Source organism: Streptomyces sp. NBC_00091 (genome assembly GCF_026343185.1).
In the GTDB taxonomy this organism is placed as follows: domain Bacteria; phylum Actinomycetota; class Actinomycetes; order Streptomycetales; family Streptomycetaceae; genus Streptomyces.
The window spans coordinates 5454730-5472696 of sequence record NZ_JAPEMA010000001.1 but is presented as its reverse complement, the minus strand read 5'-3'; the positions used below and the strand labels follow the sequence as shown (position 1 = coordinate 5472696).

17 protein-coding genes are annotated in these 17967 nt (G+C 73.6%); 8 read left to right on the top strand and 9 right to left on the bottom strand.

Annotated features, from left to right (window positions below; translation table 11 throughout):
- Positions 1-118: 118 nt before the first annotated feature.
- The 4 genes from OOK34_RS25230 to ahcY are packed head-to-tail and all read right to left on the bottom strand — an operon-like array spanning position 119 to position 6076.
- Positions 119-2329, bottom strand: coding sequence for a hypothetical protein (locus OOK34_RS25230; RefSeq protein WP_267036131.1), 2211 nt, complete (start codon positions 2327-2329; stop codon positions 119-121).
- Positions 2326-3585 (bottom strand): aminotransferase class III-fold pyridoxal phosphate-dependent enzyme, encoded by a 1260-nt coding sequence (locus OOK34_RS25225; RefSeq protein WP_267036130.1) that lies wholly within the window; start codon positions 3583-3585, stop codon positions 2326-2328. Before OOK34_RS25225 ends, OOK34_RS25230 begins: the two co-directional genes overlap by 4 nt.
- Before the next feature lie 31 nt (positions 3586-3616).
- Positions 3617-4588, bottom strand: a complete 972-nt coding sequence (locus tag OOK34_RS25220; protein WP_267036129.1) for a cupin domain-containing protein — start codon at positions 4586-4588, stop codon at positions 3617-3619.
- Positions 4589-4609: 21 nt separating this feature from the next.
- Positions 4610-6076: an adenosylhomocysteinase gene (ahcY, locus tag OOK34_RS25215; protein WP_267036900.1), complete on the bottom strand. Its 1467-nt coding sequence runs from the start codon at positions 6074-6076 to the stop codon at positions 4610-4612.
- 573 nt (positions 6077-6649) lie between these two features.
- Here ahcY and OOK34_RS25210 point away from each other — a divergent pair.
- Entirely contained in the window at positions 6650-7315 is a 666-nt protein-coding gene (locus tag OOK34_RS25210; protein WP_267036128.1) for a guanylate kinase, read from the top strand.
- Here OOK34_RS25210 and OOK34_RS25205 read toward each other — a convergent pair.
- On the bottom strand, positions 7309-8154 hold the full coding sequence (locus OOK34_RS25205) for a sulfotransferase domain-containing protein (protein ID WP_267036127.1): 846 nt from the start codon (positions 8152-8154) through the stop codon (positions 7309-7311). The two genes, OOK34_RS25210 and OOK34_RS25205, sit on opposite strands and share 7 nt — an antisense overlap.
- Positions 8154-8396 carry a ferredoxin gene (locus OOK34_RS25200; protein ID WP_267036126.1) on the bottom strand — a complete coding sequence of 81 codons (243 nt, stop codon included), beginning with the start codon at positions 8394-8396 and terminating at the stop codon, positions 8154-8156. Before OOK34_RS25200 ends, OOK34_RS25205 begins: the two co-directional genes overlap by 1 nt.
- A 300-nt stretch (positions 8397-8696) precedes the next feature.
- On the opposite strand from OOK34_RS25200, the gene OOK34_RS25195 reads away from it, so the two are divergent.
- From OOK34_RS25195 to OOK34_RS25165, 7 genes are all read left to right on the top strand, one after another.
- Positions 8697-8837, top strand: coding sequence for a hypothetical protein (locus OOK34_RS25195; RefSeq protein ID WP_267036125.1), 141 nt, complete (start codon positions 8697-8699; stop codon positions 8835-8837).
- A gap of 81 nt (positions 8838-8918) precedes the next feature.
- Complete coding sequence (locus tag OOK34_RS25190) at positions 8919-9875, top strand: HEXXH motif-containing putative peptide modification protein (RefSeq protein WP_267036124.1); 957 nt, start codon at positions 8919-8921, stop codon at positions 9873-9875.
- Positions 9872-10981 (top strand): YcaO-like family protein, encoded by a 1110-nt coding sequence (locus OOK34_RS25185; protein ID WP_267036123.1) that lies wholly within the window; start codon positions 9872-9874, stop codon positions 10979-10981. The genes OOK34_RS25190 and OOK34_RS25185 overlap by 4 nt, the downstream gene beginning before the upstream one ends.
- Before the next feature lie 7 nt (positions 10982-10988).
- Positions 10989-11726: a class I SAM-dependent methyltransferase gene (locus OOK34_RS25180; RefSeq protein WP_267036122.1), complete on the top strand. Its 738-nt coding sequence runs from the start codon at positions 10989-10991 to the stop codon at positions 11724-11726.
- Between the two features lie 31 nt (positions 11727-11757).
- Positions 11758-12945, top strand: a complete 1188-nt coding sequence (locus tag OOK34_RS25175; protein WP_267036121.1) for a cytochrome P450 — start codon at positions 11758-11760, stop codon at positions 12943-12945.
- Positions 12946-12995: 50 nt separating this feature from the next.
- On the top strand, positions 12996-14114 hold the full coding sequence (locus OOK34_RS25170; protein ID WP_267036120.1) for a glycosyltransferase family 4 protein: 1119 nt from the start codon (positions 12996-12998) through the stop codon (positions 14112-14114).
- Between the two features lie 57 nt (positions 14115-14171).
- On the top strand, positions 14172-15152 hold the full coding sequence (locus OOK34_RS25165; protein WP_267036119.1) for an NAD-dependent epimerase/dehydratase family protein: 981 nt from the start codon (positions 14172-14174) through the stop codon (positions 15150-15152).
- Here the strand turns inward: OOK34_RS25165 and OOK34_RS25160 are convergent.
- The 3 genes from OOK34_RS25160 to OOK34_RS25150 are packed head-to-tail and all read right to left on the bottom strand — an operon-like array spanning position 15127 to position 17946.
- On the bottom strand, positions 15127-16155 hold the full coding sequence (locus OOK34_RS25160) for a pyridoxal-phosphate dependent enzyme (RefSeq protein ID WP_267036118.1): 1029 nt from the start codon (positions 16153-16155) through the stop codon (positions 15127-15129). The genes OOK34_RS25165 and OOK34_RS25160 overlap by 26 nt on opposite strands.
- The gene (locus OOK34_RS25155; RefSeq protein ID WP_267036117.1) at positions 16076-17113 is read right to left on the bottom strand and encodes a GHMP kinase; all 1038 of its coding nucleotides are present in this window, start codon (positions 17111-17113) and stop codon (positions 16076-16078) included. Before OOK34_RS25155 ends, OOK34_RS25160 begins: the two co-directional genes overlap by 80 nt.
- Positions 17110-17946 (bottom strand): DUF364 domain-containing protein, encoded by an 837-nt coding sequence (locus OOK34_RS25150; RefSeq protein ID WP_267036899.1) that lies wholly within the window; start codon positions 17944-17946, stop codon positions 17110-17112. Before OOK34_RS25150 ends, OOK34_RS25155 begins: the two co-directional genes overlap by 4 nt.
- Positions 17947-17967: the final 21 nt, after the last annotated feature.

Genomic DNA, 17967 nt, shown 5'->3' with positions numbered 1-17967 from the left:
GGACAGTCAGCCGACTGGAATTCCGTCCCGGATTTCCGTAGTGGTTTTCCGGAGCGGTTTTCCCCTCGCAACAAAGTTTTGCGTCTCACGCGGAGATCATCAAGAGGTTGTCCGTTTCCTAATCGATGGACAACATTTTCTCGAGTTCCTTCCCGGTGAATTCGGCGAGCCGCTCGGTGAGCGCTGCCGGCGGGCGGCCCGGGACCGGCCGCGCGGTACGCGCTCCCCCGCTCCGCCCGGATGCGGCGTAACGGGCGCAGAAGAGGGCGTCGGTGGGACGCCCGGCGGCCAGCAGGCTGCCGGCGTCGGCGAGGACACGGCGGTCGGTGCCCGATGACGTGCGCGCTTCGTGGAGCTCCGCCCGCACCCGCGCCTCGTCCGGATCTCCCAGCTGCCACGCGTGACGCAGCAGGTCCCAGAGCTCCGGCCGCCCGGCGGAACGCAGGTCCGCGGGTACCCACTTGGGTTTGTGGAAGCGCGTCGGCCCGACGGTCAGCGCGGCGACGGCGAGCGCGTAGGCGGCGGTACGGGCCTCCTCCCATCCGGCCGGGACGGCGTGGCGGGCCGGCTCCACCCGGCGCAGCACGTCCTCCAGCCAGGCGGCCAGCAGTGCGGGCGGCGCCTCCTGCCGTGCGGCCCGCTCGGCCAGGCGCGGGCCGTGCCCCTCGGGATCCACCAGGGGCAGACCGCCGAACCGGGCTGCGAGGCCCAGCCGGTGCGCGGCCACGGCGAACGAGCTCGCGGAGGCGATGTGCCGCCCGCCGGTCAGGAGTTCGGCCCGGCCGAGGGCGAGCCGCTCGACCGTCACCGCCACTCCGTCCACCGTCCGGCGGACGGAGCGCGTCCGGGCGGACCCGGCCGGCCCCGGCCGTACGAGGACGAGCAGATTGAGGTCGGAATCGGGGCAGGCGAGGTTGCGCCCCACCGAGCCGGTCGCGAGCACCGCGACCGCCCCGGGTTCCTTCCCGAGCCGTTCGGCCAGACCCCATGCCAGATCCACCCGCCGTACGCTCTCGGCGCTGCCCGGGAACTCGTCCACCTCGCAGAGGCGGGCCGGTGTCAGCGCGGCGACCGCCGCGGCGGCTCCGAGGCCGTCGGTCACGCTCGCCACGGCCCGGCGCCGGCCGGCCTGTTCGAGGAACGGACGGGCCAGCACGGCATCGGGGTCCAGCCCGGACGCCTGGAGCGCCTGCCCGGTCACGGTCTGCGCGGGAGGCAGACCGAACCAGGTGCGCGCGTCCTGGAGGGCCTCGACGGCGCCGTTGCTCAGGTGCACTCCGTTGTTGGTGCGGCGCACCGGTTCGCCCGCCGGCCCGTGCAGCGGGAAGAGGCCGGTGAGGGCGTCCCCGCGCAGACTGCCGGGCAGGGCCCGGGCCGGGTCGGTGACGCCGCAGAACTCGCGGCGCATCCGTGCCCAGTCCAGCGGCCGTTCACCGGCCGGGGCCACCAGGACCGCCACCGCCCGGTGGCCGGTGTCCTCCAGGTGGCCGAGCACCCCGGGCATGTGGGGGTTGACGATGACCACGGCTTCTTCGTCCTTGGCCGCGTGATCCTGGTACACGTTGACGAAGAGGCAGTCGCCGATCTCGTTGGGGCCGTCCACGGCCCCGCTGTCGAGCCCGCGCAGTTCGGCGGAGGCCGTGCTCCACTTCTCCATCTGCCCGGCGGACAGCCGCCCGCTCGCGAGCAGCTCGTAGGCGCACGCCACGCTCAGGTCCTGCGGCCGGGCGCCGAACCGGCTCCGGAACTCCGGCCGGTCGTAGATCCGCAGGAAGGCGATCCGCTCCTCGGCGGTCAGTGTCCCGCGCCGGGCCAGCTCGGCGTGCGGGAGGTAGTGGTCGGCCGCGAGACCGCCACGGGCGATCTCCTCGTCCTCCAGTACGCGGGCCCGGTCCGCGCGGTAGCCGCATTCGGCCAGCCGCCGCGCCAGCTCCCGCAGGGTCCGCGGGCCCACGGCCATGCCGGGTTTGAACAGGACCACGCCGGCGGCGTCGACCGGGCCCGGCGGCGACTCGGGGTGCCGCCACCGGCCGGTGGTCAGGACGGTCTCCAGGCCCGGGGAGGCGCAGGCCTCGGCGTCGGGCACCCGGCGCAGCCGGCGGCGGATCACCGACGCCGCCCACCAGGAGGCCTCGCAGGGCAGCCGGTCGGGCACGGCGAGTTCGAGGTCGAGGTCGAGGTCGAGGTCGAGGTCCGTGCCGTCGACGCGCAGCTCGGTCGGGGCACGGCAGGTCACGGTCACCCGCAGGTCGTCCGGCCCGCCGGATATCCAGGAGACGAGGCGGTCTGCGTCCAGTTCTCCGGTGATGGTGACGGTGACGGTGCTCACGCGCCGCCCAGGTCTTCCTGGGCCCGCACGATCGCGCGTGCCGCGTGGTCCAGGCTCTGCTCGATGACCTCGTCGTCGTGGGCGGCCGAGACGAACCAGTTGTGCATGGGGTGGACGAAGGATCCCTCGGCCGCCATGTGGACCGCGAAGCGGCGCATCCAGGCGAAGTCCTGGTCGCCGTCCACCGTGACGGTGGGCATGGTGACCGGGCCGGAGACCCGCAGCGGCACCCCGTTCAGCTCGCCGAGCGAGAGCAGGCCCGCCACCAGCTTCCCGCCGGAGGCGTGCATCCGCTCGACGCTGCGCTCCTCCTTCATCAGCCGCAGATTGGCGATCGCGCCGGCCATCGAGGAGCCGGAGTTCCAGTAGGTGCCGGCCACGAAGATCCCGGCGGCGGCCTCCCGCAGCGCTTCGGTGCCCGTGACGGCGGCGACCGGCCAGCCGTTCGCCAGCGCCTTGGAGAAGGCCACCAGGTCGGGACGGAAGCCGAAGTAGGCGTGCGAGCCCCGCAGATCGAGGTGGAACCCGGCACGGACGTCGTCCGAGATGAGCAGGGTGCCCGCGCGGTCGCAGTGCTCTCGCAGGGCGCGCAGCCACGCCGGGTCGGGCATGACCGCGGTGCCGGCGATCGGATGGTGGAAGGGCGTGATGACGACGGCGGCCAGCCGGGGGCCGTGCTCGGCGAAGAGCTGCTCCACCCCGGCGACGTCGTTCCAGCGCAAGGTCGTCACGTCGTGGGAGTCGGACGGCCGGCGGCCCTCGCCCGGGTTGCACCACGCGCACCAGCCGTGGGAGCCGTGGTAGGCGCCGTCCACACAGGCCACCATGGTCCGCCCGGTGTGCGCCCGCGCGGTGAGCAGGGCGATCCAGGTGGCGTCGGAGCCGCCCTTGCCCCAGGCCGCCCAGGCCGCGCCGTCCACCGTGTCCACGAGCAGCTCGGCCAGTTCGACCGACCGCGCGGTGGCCTGGCTGAGGCAGTCGCCGGAGCGGGCCTGCTCCATGACGGCGTCGTCGACCTCGGGGCGGGCGTACCCGTTGACCATGGTGCCGTAGCCGCACATGAAGTCGACGTACCAGTTGCCGTCGACGTCCTTCAGCCGGGCGCCCTCACCGCGTTCGGCGAACCACGGGTACTCTGTGGGGTCGTACACGGCGGGGAACTTGTTGTGGCCCCAGACACCGCCGGGGATCACCCGCTCGGCTCGGGCCAGCAGCTTCTCGGAGGCGGGGAACCGCCCGTGCGTCGTGTCGTTCATCAGATCTCCAGTGATTGAGTGCGGCGCCGTCTCAACCGCGGATCGACGGGCGCAGCCGCCCGATGGCGGCGGGGTACTGGTCGGCGATCCGGTCGGCGCTGGCGAGGGACTGGTCCCGGTAGTCGAATCCGGGCGCCACGATCTCGCTGATCAGCCCGTGGGAGACGCCTTCCGGCAGGCGGCTGGACTTCCACCAGCCGCCCGGGCAGGTGAAGGCCAGGACCTGGCCGGCTGCCGCGTCCTCCCCCATGACCACCTCGTGCACCTCGCCGTCGGGCGAGAGCATCAGGTACTGGATGGGCCCGCCCGAGTTCAGGAAGTGGGTGATGTGGGCGTTGTTGAGGTGCAGGTATCCGACCGGCGAGTCCCGGTCGAGCAGGTAGTGGATGGTGTTCGCCAGCGGTCGCCGCCCCCGGGAGGTCTCCAGGCCGTCGGTGGACTCGTAGTACTGGCGGAAGTAGCCGCCCTCGACATGGGGGGTGAGCCCGAGGAGCTCGCGCAACGGCTGCCCGTTCGACCCGGCCCGCCGCCCGTCCCGCCGCTCCGTCACCTCCGCCGTGGGCGGCCAGGGAGCCGTCGGCTGCGTGCCCTCCCCGAAGGCGATGCCCGGGACGACGGCCTCGCTCCAGAGTCCGGCCTCCCCCTCCAGCAGTTCCAGGGCGTACCACTGGCCGCCGGGCACGGTCAGCTGGAACGGCTCGTCCGGGGACGGGTGACCGCCTAGCGGGCGGGCGGTCGGCCGCCCCCGCCCGTCGCTGGTCCACAGCCGCAGTACGGTGTCCGGCCCGTGCGGCGGATGGCGCACGAGTACGGTGTCGGCGTCCGTGCGCCGCCAGCCGGTGCGGGGGCGTCCGGCGTCCAGCAGCCGGGTGCGGAAGGCCATGACCCGGTGGTCCAGGAGGCTCCCGTCGTAGGAGTCGTGCCCGCCGGGGGCACTCGCCCAGCCGCCGTCGGCACAGGGCTCCAGGCCCAGCCACCGGGTCAGGTCATCGGTTCGAGACATGCGTGAGGCACCCCACATCCATCAGTAGCGGTACGAGTCGGGCTTGTACGGGCCGCCCACCGGTACGCCGAGGTACTCGGCCTGCGCTTCGCTCAGGGGGGTCAGCTCGGCCCCCAGGGCGTCCAGGTGCAGCAGGGCGACCTTCTCGTCGAGGTGCTTGGGCAGGGCGTGCACGCCGAGCGGGTAGCCGCGGACGCCGGTGTACAGCTCGAGCTGCGCGAGGACCTGGTTGGCGAAGGAGCTCGACATCACGAAGCTCGGGTGTCCGGTCGCGTTGCCCAGGTTCAGCAGCCGCCCCTCGGACAGCACGATCAGCGAGTGCCCGTCCTCGAACGTCCACTCGTCCACCTGCGGCTTGATCGTCTCCCGCCGGACGCCGGGCACCGCGGCCAGCTGCGCGAGGTCGATCTCGCCCTCCGCGTGGCCCATGTTCCCGACGATCGCCTGGTGCTTCATGCGCGCGAGGTGCCCGGCGGTGAGGACGTGCCGGCTGCCCGTCGTGGTCACCACGATGTCGGCGCGCTCCACCACGGAGTCCAGCGTCGCGACCTGGTAGCCGTCCATGGCGGCCTGGAGGGCGCAGATCGGGTCGATCTCGGTGACCACCACGCGCGCGCCCTGGCCGCGCAGCGCCGCCGCACAGCCCTTGCCCACGTCTCCGTAACCGCACACCACCGCCGTCTTGCCGCCGATCAGCACGTCGGTGGCCCGGTTGATGCCGTCGATCAGGGAGTGCCGGCAGCCGTAGATGTTGTCGAACTTCGACTTCGTCACCGAGTCGTTGACGCTGATCGCGGGGAAGAGCAGGGACCCCGACGCGGCCAGCCGGCGCAGCCGGTGGGCGCCGGTGGTGGTCTCCTCGGTGACCCCGCGGATACCCGCGGCCATGGCGCTCCACCGGCCCGGTGCGGTGATCCGGGCAGCGGCCAGCAGCCGCAGCAGGGCCGCGTCCATCTCGTCGTCGTCCCGCCCGGCGGCGGGAACGGCGCCCGCCCGCTCGTAGGCGACGCCCTGATGGAGCAGCAGGGTGGAACCGGCCGCGTCGTCGAGGAGCATGTTCGGCCCCGACCCGTCGGGCCAGCACAGCGCGCGCTCGACGCACCACCAGAACTCCTCGGCGCTCTGGCCCTTCCAGGCGAACACCGGGACGCCCGGCCGGCCGCCCTGGCCGCCTCCGGGACCCACCGCGACGGCGGCCGCCGCCGCGTCCTGGGTCGAGAGCACGTTGGATCCGGCCCAGCGCACCTGCGCGCCCAGCGCGACCAGCGTCTCGATCAGCACCGCGGTCTGCACCGTCATGTGCAGTGTTCCGGTGATCCGGGCTCCGGCCAGCGGCGCCTGTCCCGCGTACTGCTCCCGCAGCGCCATCAGCCCCGGCATCTCGTTCTCTGCCAGGCGGATTTCGGTGCGGCCGCGGAAGGCCAGGGACAGGTCCGCCACCCGCCGGTCCGGGCCCGCGGCGCTTTCACCGAAGGGTGTACGCGGCATTGGGTCCACGCCCGACTGCGCGGTCGACTGCGCGCTCTCGCTCGTTGCCGAGGTCATGGGTGGCCTTCCCCTCTTCTGTGGTCATCTCCTGGAGCGTCACTCCGGGATCACCAGGGCTCAAGGGGTTTCCCGTTGCCCGATGGAATGGGCAACCGGCCGGAGCGTGCGGGCCCCGGGAAATCGCGACGGCCCGCCGGAAATGCGCGGGGCATGCGGCACCGGTGGCGTTTCCGTGTTTCCGTGTTTCCGGATCCGGACAACCCCTTGTCCCCGGAGCGGGGCATCGGAAATGCTCGTTGCAGAGAGAACGCCGCTTCCGGAATTCCCCGGGCCAGCGGTTTTCTCACCGGATATGGAGAGGGGGATTCGACATGCGCAACCACTCTGTGGGCCTCCGCCCGCGCCTGGACAAGGTCAAGTCCGGCCGCTGAGCCGCACTCTGATCCATCGGCGAGTGCCGTGAGCCCCCGGCCCACGGCACTCGCCGACATGCGTCACGTGTCGCTCCCACTGGCCGAGAGGCGCGAAAGGACCGCGGCGCGACTTCCTTGAATCACGAGGTGAATACCAGTCATGCCAGTCGATCCGAAGCCGTTCCTCACCCGCCCCACCGGCTGCCTGTTCGTGTTGTCCGGGCCTTCCGGCACGGGGAAGACCTCACTCGCGCGCGCCATGGCCGAGGCCGATCCGACCCTGGTCACCACCCGGTCCGTGACCACGCGCCGGCCCCGGCCCGGAGCCGGCGAGGAGCACTACGACCACGTGACTCGTGACGAGTTCCTCAAGATGGCCGGCAACGGCGAGTTCGCGCAGTGGATCCACCCCTCCTTCGACGAGTACTACGGCACCCTGCGCGCGCCCCTCGAAGAGGCGCTCGGCCGGGGCCAGGACCTGCTCCTCGACTACTGCCCCGAGGGCTACCTGAACCTCCGGCGCTGCTTCCCGGAACAGACCGTCGGCATCTTCGTCATGGCCCCCAGCGTGGAAATGATGGACCGGCGGCTCGCGGGCCGGGGCAGTGAGAACGAGGAGGAGCGGGAGCTGCGGCACACGATGGCGCTGCGCGACTTCAACTTCGTGACGGAGCACGACTACCACGTCGTCAACGACGACTTCGAGGAGACGCTGGGCACCCTGCTGGCGATCCGCCGGGCGGAGAAGGCCCGGCCCGCTCACCAGCGCCTGGCCATGGGGGCGTACGCACGCCACGCCGAGCCGACGCTGCTGCGCTACTACTGACAGGGGGCTGCGGATCCTCCCGACGGCGCCGCGGGAGCGTCCGCGGCGAAGGCCAGCGCCTGCCATTCGGGTACCAGGGCGGTCCTGATCAGGTCGTCGACCTCGCCGATCTGGGAATCCGTCAGATAGTCGCGGAACCCCCCGATGATCCCGCGACGGGTCTTGTAGGACTCGGGCTCGCCCGGCCTTCCGGGCCGCAGGCGTTCGGAGTCCAGGGCGTCGCTGAGCTCCATCGCGCGCATGCTGGAGAAGCCGGCGAATTCGACCGCTTCCCGCAGGATCCGCGGACCGGCCGGCGGGAGACCGCAGAACTCCAGGATCCGCGCGAGTTCGCCGGGGGTGTCGGCTGCGAGCCGTTCGTAGGAGGTGAGGAGGAAGGAGCTCGGAACGCCCTGACTGGCGTACCAGATGTTCCAGAACTCGACACAGGTCCGCAGGCTCCCCTCCTTCTCGCCGATGAAATCCCCGAGCGGGCCGGCGTACGGGTTGTCCGGGCGCAGGCTGCGCTGGAAGTAGTAGGAGACCGTTGTGTCCCGCAGGTCGCGGGTCAGGAACACGACCCGCGAGCCCCGGTAGTGCTCCTTGTCCGTGGACAGCTGGCCGGGGGTGCGCCAGCCGACCCGGTCGTCGTGCCAGAAGGTGATCTCCGGGATGCGCGGCTGCGCCGCGCTGAACTCCTCCAGCCGCAGGTCCCGGCACATCTCCATCGGGAGGCCCCAGTCGAGGGAGATGGCCTTGGCCATCAGCAGCCGCAGCCAGGTGCGTCCGCACTTGGGAAAGGAAAGGACGTAGACGTCCGCGGCGGCCGAGGAGGAGCCGGGAAAGGGCGACGGGCCCATCACGACGGGCTCCCTTCTTCGGGAAACAGCATCAGCCCGGTCGTCAGCTCGACGACCGAAATGGCCTCCACCGGGCAGGTGAAAGCCGCGTTCAGTACGCCCTCGTCGGGAGCGACCCGGGCGGCGGTCGGCCGTGACCGGCGGGCGGTGTCGATCGAGAAGTGCGCGGGAGCGGCACTCGCGCAGACTCCCGAACCGATGCAGCGACGGCTGTCGACGCCGACCTCCCAGTCACCCGTCATGTATGTGTCCTCCAGCGGTTCCCCGGCCAAATGCATGCGGAATTTACCTGCCCCTCCGGCCGGGCGAAAGGCCGCCTCATCCGGCCGTCTTCGCCCGATCCGGGCATATGCGGTATGGCCCGAACCGGTCCGCACAGCGGCCCGGAGGAGCGGGCTCCGCCCGGCTCCCGGCTCGCTTCCGGTCTCCGCGCCGCCGGCTCCGATGCCCTCGGCAAGCCGAAATCCGGCCTCCGTGACGCCGTCCGGATACCCGTCGGGGGCCTCCGCTGACCCTTGGCCGCGGCAGGTCCGCCCCTGACGATGACGCTGCCGGTGGATCCCACCGAGCACGGTGGGGCCGGTGAGGTGAAGGGAGTGTCAATGAACGAGGAAATCGACCAGCTCGTGGACGAGGACCTTCCCGAGCTCGCGCTGATGATTGACATCCCCTCGCGCGACTAGTCCCGACGGCACATCCGCACCGCGTGCGGCGGGCCCTGCCGGCCCGCCGCACGTCGCCGCCCACGACCCGGGAGAGGGAACATGCACGTCGAGCCGGATGCGAAGGGGGCCGTCCACGAGCGGACGGAGCTGCTGCACCGCATGCGGCGCGTGCTCGAGCGGGCGGAGCTGGCGGCGCCGGAGCGCGCCGCACTGCGCCATCCGGCGGTGGTCGAGGTCGTGCACGCCGCCGGACGGGCGCTGCGGTCCGGTCCGCTGGACCCGGAGCGGCGGCGGAGGCTGGCGGCGCGACTCGAGGGCGTGTCACCGTCCGCGGCCTTCGGACCGGCCGACCCGCAGGGCCATCTGAGCCGCAGTGTGGCCCGCGCGCTGCGGGCCGTCCCGGCCCGTCAGGGCGCCGACGGCCGGCCGGTCACCGCCGAGGTCGTGGTGTGGCGGGAGTCCGAGCGGGAGGCACTGGCGCAGGCCGTCGGCCTGCTGACCCGGGTCTGGCCGCAGGGCGCCGCCGAGGTACGGGAGAGCGTCGCCGAGATCGCGCTGCTGGACGGCGAGGCGATCGACGGGTTCACGGACTTCACCGTTCACGGGGCCGTCCTGGTGCACCGCGCCCGCCTGACGGACAGTGCCGCCGGGCTGCCCGGCCCCGTGCGGTTCGCCGAGGCGCTGGTGCACGAGGGCACCCACACCCGCTGCAACGCGGCGGCCCTGACGGAGCCCTTCCTGATCCCCGACGAGCCGCAGGGCACGGACGCGGACGCCCCGGGCGGGGGCGGGGAACTGCTGGTCGCGACACCGCTGCGGGCCGACCCCCGGCCACTGACCGGCCTGTTCCAGCAGACCGTCGTACTGGCCCGGAGCGTGCTGCTGTACCGCCGGCTCGCGGTTCTGGAGGACCCGGCGGTAGGGGCCCGGCACGACAGGCTCCTGGGCTCGGCGCACCAGGCCGTGGAGACCCTGGACTCCCACTCCGGCAAGCTGACCGCCCACGGGCAGCGGCTGCTCGCGCAGTGCGCCGGCGTACTCGGAGAGTCCGCGTGACGTCATGGGCTCCCCAGGTGTTCGCCCCCTATCCGCAGCAGCCGGACCTGCTGTTCGCCCGGGTCGCGGCCCGTTCGGCGGCGTTCGAGACGACGAGCGCGGCCGGCGGGGCGCCGGTGCTCGTCGGCAGTGCCGCGGGGCACGACCGGGACCAGGTCACCCTGGGCGCCCGCGGGGAGCTGCTGGAGCGGCTCGGGAACGTGATGGCGGGCCGGGAGGCCGAGGCCGCCGCCGAGCTGGTGGGCACCCGGGAGGAGCTGCGCCGCGAGGGGATCCCCGCCGTTGAGCCACAGGTACGCGCGGACACCCGGCGGCTGTGGGTGCGCGGCCGGACGGTCCGGGGGGCGGAGGTGTTCGTCCCGGCGGGCGCGGCCTTCCTCCACCACCGTCCGCCGCCCGGTTGCGACGCCGCGCAGTCGTCGGGGTCCACGGGCCTCGCCGCGCACCCCGACGTGATGTCGGCGGCCCGGCACGCGGCCTGGGAGGTACTCGAACGCGACCTGATCCGGCGCAGCTGGTACGGGCTCGCGGACCGGCCGCCGAGCCTGCTCCCCTTCGCCCCGCCGCCGGCCCTGGCGGGGTTCCTGCGGTCGAGCGGGCTGACGGCGACGGCCTTCGGGGTCCCGGCTCCGGCCGGATGCGCCTGCGTCGTGGTGTGCCTGCACCGGCCCGACGGCACCGGTCAGGCCTTCGGCGCGCGCTGCGGTCCCGCGGACAACGTCGGGGCCCTGGCGGAGAAGGCGGCCTACGAGGCGGTCATGGTCCGGTGGAGCATGCGGACCCGGGTCGCGCGCCGGGCCTGGGACGAGTGGCACGGTACGAGCCCGCCCGTCACCGCCGTCCAGCACGCGCTGTGGACGTACCACCGCCAGGACAGCCTCGGCCTGTGGGACGTACGGCCGGTCCCGGAGCTCCGCCCCGGCAGCGGCGTACGCACGGACCCGCTGGACGTGCTCGCCGGGCACACCGGCCGGGACGTGATCCTGGTCGAGAGCACCTCCGCGCCGGCCCGTGAGGCGGGGGTGCGGGTGGTGCGCCTGCTCGCCCCCGGAGCCCTCCCCCTGCCGTCCGCCGGCCACACCGGCCATCCCCATCCCTTCGGGTAGGAGCCGTATGAACCCCGTACCTCCGGTGTCGAGCCCTGGCTATGCCGGGGAGTTCGCCGACGACTACGACCGCTGGTTCTCGAAGCCGGGCGTCACCGGAGCCACGGTCGAGGCCCTCACCGCTCTCGCCGGCCCGGGGCCGGTGCTCGAACTCGGCATCGGCACCGGGCGGATCGCCCTGCCGCTGCGGGAGCACGGCATCGAGGTACACGGCGTCGACGGATCCGAGGCGATGCTGCGACGGCTGCGCGCCAAGCCCGGCGGGGCCGGAATCCCGGTGACGCTCGGGGACTTCACCGAGGTCCCGGTCGCCGGGAGCTTCAGCCTGGTCTACCTGGCCGGCGGCACCTTCGCCGAACTGCCCGACCAGGCCGCCCAGATACGCTGCTTCGCGGCCGCGGCGGCCCGGCTCGCGCCGGGCGGTCTCTTCGTCCTGGACGCCCACGTGCCCGAGGCCCTGGCAGCGGCGGCCGGACCGGAGATCGTCGCCGAGGGCGAGGACCACCTGGTGCTGTGCCACCGGACGCTCGAGCCGTCGGCCCAGCGCTACCGCTCGCACTACGTGATCCACGAGGACGGGCGCACCCGGCACCTGCGCGTGGAGTTCCGGTACGCGGGCCACGGCGAGCTCGACCTGATGGCGGACCGGGCCGGCCTGCGGCTCAAGGAGCGCTGGGGCAGCTGGACCGGTGCCCCCTTCACCCGCGACAGCGGCTACCACGTCTCCGTCTACGAACGCCCCTGACCCGCCACCCCCGCACCCGCCGAAGGGCCGCATGAACCAGGCAGAAGAGATACGGGCGTTCCCCTTCCCCCACCGGGACGGGCTCGACCCGATGCCCGAGTTCGCCGAACTGCGCCAGAACGCCCCGGTCATCCGGGTGCGGCTGCCCAGCGGTGACCCCGCGTGGCTGGTGACCCGGCACGCCGACGTCCGCCGGGTCCTGGCGGAGCCCTGCTTCAGCCGCGCCCGGGCGACCAGGGGCGAGGGGCCGAGGATCAACCGCACGACCACCCTGCCGGAGTCGATCCTCGCCGCCGACCCGCCCGAGCACTCCCGGCTGCGCAGGCTCGTCGCGCCCGCCCTCAGCGGACGCCGGGCGGAGGCGATGCGCGGCGGCATCGCGCTGCTGGCCGGCCAGTTGCTGGACGGCATGGAGCGCCGGCCGCGCCACGCCGATCTCGTCGCGCACTTCACCCGGCCGCTCCCGCTGACCGTGATCTGCGACCTGCTGGGGACGCCCCGGCTCGACGGCGATCAGCTGGACGCCTGGAACGACGCGCTGCGCAGCGTCACCGCCCTGCCGGACGCCGAGGTGATCGCCGCCGTGGACGACATGACCGGCTACCTCACCGACCTCGTGGCCGCCAAACGCGCCCGTCCCGGCGACGACATGCTGAGCGTGCTGATCGCGGCACGCGACGAGGGCGACCGGCTGAGCGAGGGCGAGCTGATCTCGTTCTGCATCGTGCTGCTCGCGGGCGGCTACGGAACCACCGCCGACCGGCTGGCCGGCCTGGTCCACCTGCTGCTGGACCGGCCCGAGCGCTACGAACTGCTGTGCCGCGACCCGGAACTGGTCCCGGCCGCCGTCGAGGAGCTGCTGCGCTACGGGCAGGCCACCGTCGGCGCCAACCTCCGGGTCGCCACGCGGGACGTGGTGCTGGGCGGGGTGGAGATCAAGGAGGGCGAGGCGGTGATCCCCCTCACCTCCTCGGCCAACCACGACGAGGACGTCCATCCCGCGCCCGACCTGCTCGACCTCACCCGGGCCGCTCCGGCGCACCTGGCCTTCGGCTACGGCGCCCACTTCTGCGTCGGGGCGCAGCTGGCCCGCGTCCAGCTCCAGGAGGCCCTGGCCGCGCTGGTGGTCCGCCTTCCGACGCTCCGCGCGGCGGGCCCGGCGCAATGGAAGCGCGGCCAGATCACCCGGGCCCCGCGCACCCTGCCGGTGCGCTGGTGAGACGCGTACGGCCCACCCTCGACCATCCGCGTCCCACCCCGAGGAGACCCATGCGCATCGCTTACCTGCACGGCGGGAGCATCCCCTCCTTCTTCGCCAACGGCGTCCACGTCATGCGGATGTGCGACGCGTTCACCGACGCCGGGCACGAGGTCACGCTCTACTCCCTGCCCGGCACCTACACGGACGAAGACCCGTACGCCTACTACGGCGTCCGGCACCGCTTCCCGATCCGGCTGGTCCCCGCCCCCGACTACACCCCGGACGGCTACCGCGCACGCGGGGAACGCATCCGCGACCTGCTGACCGGTGACGGCGCCCCCGACCTGATCTACGCCCGCGACCCCTACAGCCTCACGGCGACCGCCGACCTCGCCCCCTTCGTCTACGAGGTCCACCAGCTGCGCAGGGACCTCCCCCCGGGCACCGAACGCGCCCTGCTCGGCGCGCCCCGGCTCGCGCGGGTCGTGGTCATCACCCACCGCCTCGCCCTCGACCTCCAGGAGGCGTACGAGGACCTGGGCGGGCTGCCGATCCAGGTCGCCCCCGACTGCGCCGATCCGCCGGACCCCCACGCGACGGTCGACACACCGGCGCTGCCCGGCCGCCCGCACGCGCCGAGGATCGGCTACGTCGGACACCTCTACGACGGGCGCGGCATCGACCTCATCCTCGACCTCGCCGGCCGGCTCCCCGGCTTCGACTTCCACCTGGTCGGCGGCACGGCCGAGGACCGGGCCCGCTGGGAGGAGCCCTGCCCGCACCCGAACGTGTACTTCCACGGGCACCGGCCGCCCTCCGCCCTCCCCGGCTACTTCCCCCTCTTCGACGTGGTCCTCGCCCCCCACCAGCCCAAGGTGTACACCTGGGGCCGACTCGACGAGATCGGCCGCTGGACCTCCCCGATGAAGCTGTTCGAGTACATGGCGCACGGCCGCGCCATCGTCGCCTCGGACCTCCCTGTCCTGCGCGAGGTACTGGAGGACCGCGTCAACTGCCTGCTGCGCCCGTCCGACGCTCCGCAGGCCTGGGCCGACGCCCTCGTCGAGCTCGTCGACGACGGGAGCCTGCGCAAGGCGCTCGGCGAAGAGGCCCGGCGGCAGTTCCTGGAGCGCTACACCTGGCGCCGCCGGGCCGACCTGGTGCTGGCGGGCCTAGGCACCCCTTGACCACCGGCGCCCGAAGGGCACTGCCGTCCTCGACGACCCACCACTTGGGGGAAGTTCATGCACAGTACGGCGGACCAGGGCCTGACCCTGTCCAGGGCGGTCGTCACGGGCGCCGCCGGCTTCATCGGCTCGCACCTCGTCGAATCCCTCCTCGCCGACGGGATCTCCGTGGTCGGCGTGGACCGCCGCACCCCTCTGCGCGACCCGGCCGCGGCGGCCAACCTGGGCCACGTCCTCGACGACCCGAACTTCACCTTCGTGACGGCCGACCTGAGGACCTCCCCGCTCGTGCCCCTGTTCCGGCGGGCCGACGCGGTCTTCCACCTGGCCGCCCTGCCGGGGGTCCGCGGCTCCTGGGGCGAGCGGTTCGCCGAGTACACGGCGTGCAACGTCTTCGCCACCGAACGGGTGGCGTCGGCCTGCGAGGACGCCCGTGTGCCCCGCCTCGTCTACGCCTCCTCCTCCAGCGTCTACGGGAACAGCGGCGGCGCCACCGACGAGGAGACGGCGCCGTGCCCCGAGTCCCCCTACGCGGTGAGCAAGCTCGCCGGAGAACAGCTCTGCCTGGCCCACGCCCGCCAGGCCGCGTCCACGGTCACCGCGGTCGCGCTGCGCCTGTTCACCGTCTACGGGCCCCGCCAGCGACCCGACATGCTGATCGGCCGCGCCCTGACGGCGGCGCTGGGGGGACCGCGGCTGAACCTCTACGGGGACGGCAGCCACACGCGTGACTTCACGTACGTCGGTGACGTCGTCGGCGCCGCCCTCGCCGCCGCGACCGGTCCGCTCGACACGACGGTGCTCAACGTCGGGGCCGGCGTCAGCACCAGCGTGCTCGACCTGCTGTCCACCGTCGAGGAGCTGACCGGGCACGCGGTGCCGGTCGACCGGCTGCCCGCCCAGGCGGGCGACGTGGACGCCACCCTCGCCGACCGCTCCAAGGCCGCGGCCGTCCTGGGCTGGAAGCCCCACACCACCCTCCTCCAGGGCGTCTCCCACCAGCTCTCCCACCTCACCGCCCGCTCCCTGCGGCCCTGAAGGGGGCCGGGGCGCGGTTCCAGCGCATGCGGGACCAGGGCAGGTCCAGCTCGCTCCGGTCGGTGACCTCGCGCGGGGCGAGGTCCGCGAGCCGGGCGGCCTCGCGGTGCCGGGCGTAGACCGAGTCGGCGTAGCGGTGGCCGGTGTCGGCGGCGATGAAGAGGACCGTCCGCCCGGGGTCGCGCCCGTGTTCGTGGCGGGCGGCGAGGTAGCCGGCGCCGGTGGACAGGCCCGCGAAGACCGCGTGCCGCCGCAGCAGGTCGACGCTGCCGGCGAGGGCCGCGTCGAAGGAGATCCAGTGCAGGGTGTCGTACAGCTCGTGCGCGACGTTGCCGAAGGGGATGGAGCTGCCGATCCCGGCGATGATGATCTCGGGGTCGGCGACGTGTTCGGAGCCGAAGGTGACGCTGCCGTACGGCTGCACGCCGACGAGTTCCACATCGTCCGGCCCCTCGGATCCCTCGCGCAGGTAGCGGGCGAGGGCGCCGGTGGAGGCGCCCGAGCCGACCCCGCCGACGAGGGTGAGCCCGGTGGCGCCGGTGGCCTCGCGGATCCGGTCGGCGACGGCCCGGTAGCCGAGGTAGTGGATGTCGTCGTGGTACTGCCGCATCCAGTGGTACTCGGGGTGCTCGGCGAGGATCTCGTGGATCCGCTCCACGCGCCGCTTCTGGTCGAGCTTGAGGTCGCTGCACGGCTCCATCCGCTCCAGCGTCGCGCCGAGTACGGCGAGCTGGGTGCGCAGCGTGCGGTCCACCGTCGTCGAGCCGACGATGTGGCACCGCATGCCGTGGCGGTGGCAGGCCAGGGCGAGGGCGTAGGCGTAGATGCCGCTGGAGCTGTCCAGCAGGGTGTCCCCCCGGCGCACCGCACCGGTGTCCAGCAGGTGGCGTACCGCCGCGAGGGCGGAGACCACCTTCATCGTCTCAAAGCGCAGGCAGACGAGCCCGTCGTCGAGCCGGACCAGGTCCGGCCGGCCGATCGACTCCGCGATGTGCTGGTCCATGGGGGATCTCCTCGGTGGTGGTGAAGGTCCGGGTGGCGGGGATGCCGTGGGCGTCCAGGGCGTGCAGGCAGCCGCGCACCCGGCGGCGCAGGCCCGGCGCGGCCGGGTCGAAGAGCAGGCCCGCCACCGCTCCGCTGTGCGCGATCTGCACGCCGGCCGCGCCGACCCGCCGGGCGATGCCCGTCAGGGCGTCGAACTCCGGGTGGCAGAGGGCCCGTTGGCCGCGCCAGGCGCTGGCGGTGGCCACCTCGCCGAGCAGCCGTACGTCGCCGGTGGCCACCGCCCGGCGCAGCAGCGCGCGCAGCCGCTCGAAGGCCCGTACCTCGCCGGCGTCGGCCTCGGCGGGTGTGGGGGCGGGCAGGGTCAGGGTGTCCACGGGCGCGCCCCCGCCGAGGGCGCAGCCCACCACGACCAGCGGCGGCAGGGCCGGGCCGAGGACCTCCAGGACCCGGCCCTCCCGCTGGGCGAACAGCACCGGGCGGCGGTCCAGCATCAGCGGGTCGCAGGCCTGTTCCGCGCGTACGGCGAGCCGGGCCACCGTGTCCGGCGGCAGCCGCAGCCCGTACGAGTCCGCGACCGCCCGCACGGTGGCGATCACGTCGCTGGTGGAGCTGCCCATGCCCAGGCCCACCGGGATGTCACCGGTGAGCCGCAACTCCCCGCCGCAGGGCGGCCGGCCGGTCCGCTCCGCGCATTCCGCCACCGCGAGGGCCGCGGCGCGCGCGGCCTTCGTACGGTCGGCGGGTACGACGGTGAGCGCCTGCGGGGAGGTGCCGGGCCACCGGCGGAACCGGGCGCGGCTGCCGGGGCCGGCCATGGGGAGGGTGACCAGGCCGGCGCACCGGCGGCCGGCGCCGTCGAGGAAGACGCCCTGGAGGATCTCGCCGTGGTGGCAGGGGGCGTGCCCGGTGCCGGCGGGGAGGGTGGCGGGTGCGGCGGGGCGGGCGGTGGGGATCACGCGCCGTCCGCCGTCCGGTAGCGGTACAGGACCGTCTCGTCGGCGCTGAACTGGGAGAAGGGAAACGGTTCTGCGGAGAGCGCGGTCACTCCCGAGCCGAGGAAGGCGCGGGCCACGGCGCTGCCCGTCTGCGCGTAGACGACCAGCGGGACGCCCCGGGACCGGCAGCGCTCCAGGATGGTGTCGAACGAGCCGTTGCTCAGGGTCATCCCGGTGGCGACGACGGCCTCGGCACGGTCCAGCACCTCGTGCATGTCGTCGGTGACGGGGTCGCCCCACTGGGTGGTCTTGAGGTTGAAGTCGCAGGGCAGCGGCTCGCCTCCGCGCTCGCGGATCGCCGCGACCAGCGGGTTGACCACGCCGATGAGGCCGACCCTGGCGCCCTGCGGGATGTCGAGCAGGCCGGCGATGGCCGCGTCCCGGGCCCCGGCCCGGACTTCCGGGGTACCGGCGGGCAGGGTGACGGGCTCGGCCTCGCCCGCCGCCGCGGCCGCGTGGTGCGGGCGGGTCTCGCCGAGGTAGGCGTCGAGGGCGGCGATCCGCAGCGGGCGCGGGGCCTCGCGCAGCAGGACGTCGAGCGGGGTACCGGAGGAGTCGCGGCAGATCGCGGGGTCGATCTCCCCGGGCTCGAAGGCGCAGCCGCCGAAGGAGCCGCCGAGGCGGACCAGGACGTACTGGTTGAGGTAGGTGGTGTCGCCGCCGGCCAGGCGGGTGCCGTGGTGGATCCAGAACACGCTGGTCGCGACGAGACCGGAGGGGAGCGGGCCGTGTTCGCCCGCGAGGACGGCCTCGACGAGCGCGTCGACGGTCGGGGCGGAGGGGGTGGAGGTGATGGGGGTGGTGGAGGTGTGGGT

Excerpts from the sequence above, each read along its gene's own strand:
- OOK34_RS25225 (WP_267036130.1), bottom strand. The coding sequence starts at position 3,585 with ATGAACGACACGACGCACGGGCGGTTCCCCGCCTCCGAGAAGCTGCTG.
- OOK34_RS25220 (WP_267036129.1), bottom strand. The coding sequence starts at position 4,588 with ATGTCTCGAACCGATGACCTGACCCGGTGGCTGGGCCTGGAGCCCTGT.
- ahcY (WP_267036900.1), bottom strand. The coding sequence starts at position 6,076 with ATGCCGCGTACACCCTTCGGTGAAAGCGCCGCGGGCCCGGACCGGCGG.
- OOK34_RS25210 (WP_267036128.1), top strand. The coding sequence starts at position 6,650 with ATGCCAGTCGATCCGAAGCCGTTCCTCACCCGCCCCACCGGCTGCCTG.
- OOK34_RS25205 (WP_267036127.1), bottom strand. The coding sequence starts at position 8,154 with ATGGGCCCGTCGCCCTTTCCCGGCTCCTCCTCGGCCGCCGCGGACGTC.
- OOK34_RS25200 (WP_267036126.1), bottom strand. The coding sequence starts at position 8,396 with ATGACGGGTGACTGGGAGGTCGGCGTCGACAGCCGTCGCTGCATCGGT.
- OOK34_RS25195 (WP_267036125.1), top strand. The coding sequence starts at position 8,697 with ATGACGCTGCCGGTGGATCCCACCGAGCACGGTGGGGCCGGTGAGGTG.
- OOK34_RS25190 (WP_267036124.1), top strand. The coding sequence starts at position 8,919 with ATGCACGTCGAGCCGGATGCGAAGGGGGCCGTCCACGAGCGGACGGAG.
- OOK34_RS25180 (WP_267036122.1), top strand. The coding sequence starts at position 10,989 with ATGAACCCCGTACCTCCGGTGTCGAGCCCTGGCTATGCCGGGGAGTTC.
- OOK34_RS25175 (WP_267036121.1), top strand. The coding sequence starts at position 11,758 with ATGAACCAGGCAGAAGAGATACGGGCGTTCCCCTTCCCCCACCGGGAC.
- OOK34_RS25170 (WP_267036120.1), top strand. The coding sequence starts at position 12,996 with ATGCGCATCGCTTACCTGCACGGCGGGAGCATCCCCTCCTTCTTCGCC.
- OOK34_RS25165 (WP_267036119.1), top strand. The coding sequence starts at position 14,172 with ATGCACAGTACGGCGGACCAGGGCCTGACCCTGTCCAGGGCGGTCGTC.
- OOK34_RS25160 (WP_267036118.1), bottom strand. The coding sequence starts at position 16,155 with ATGGACCAGCACATCGCGGAGTCGATCGGCCGGCCGGACCTGGTCCGG.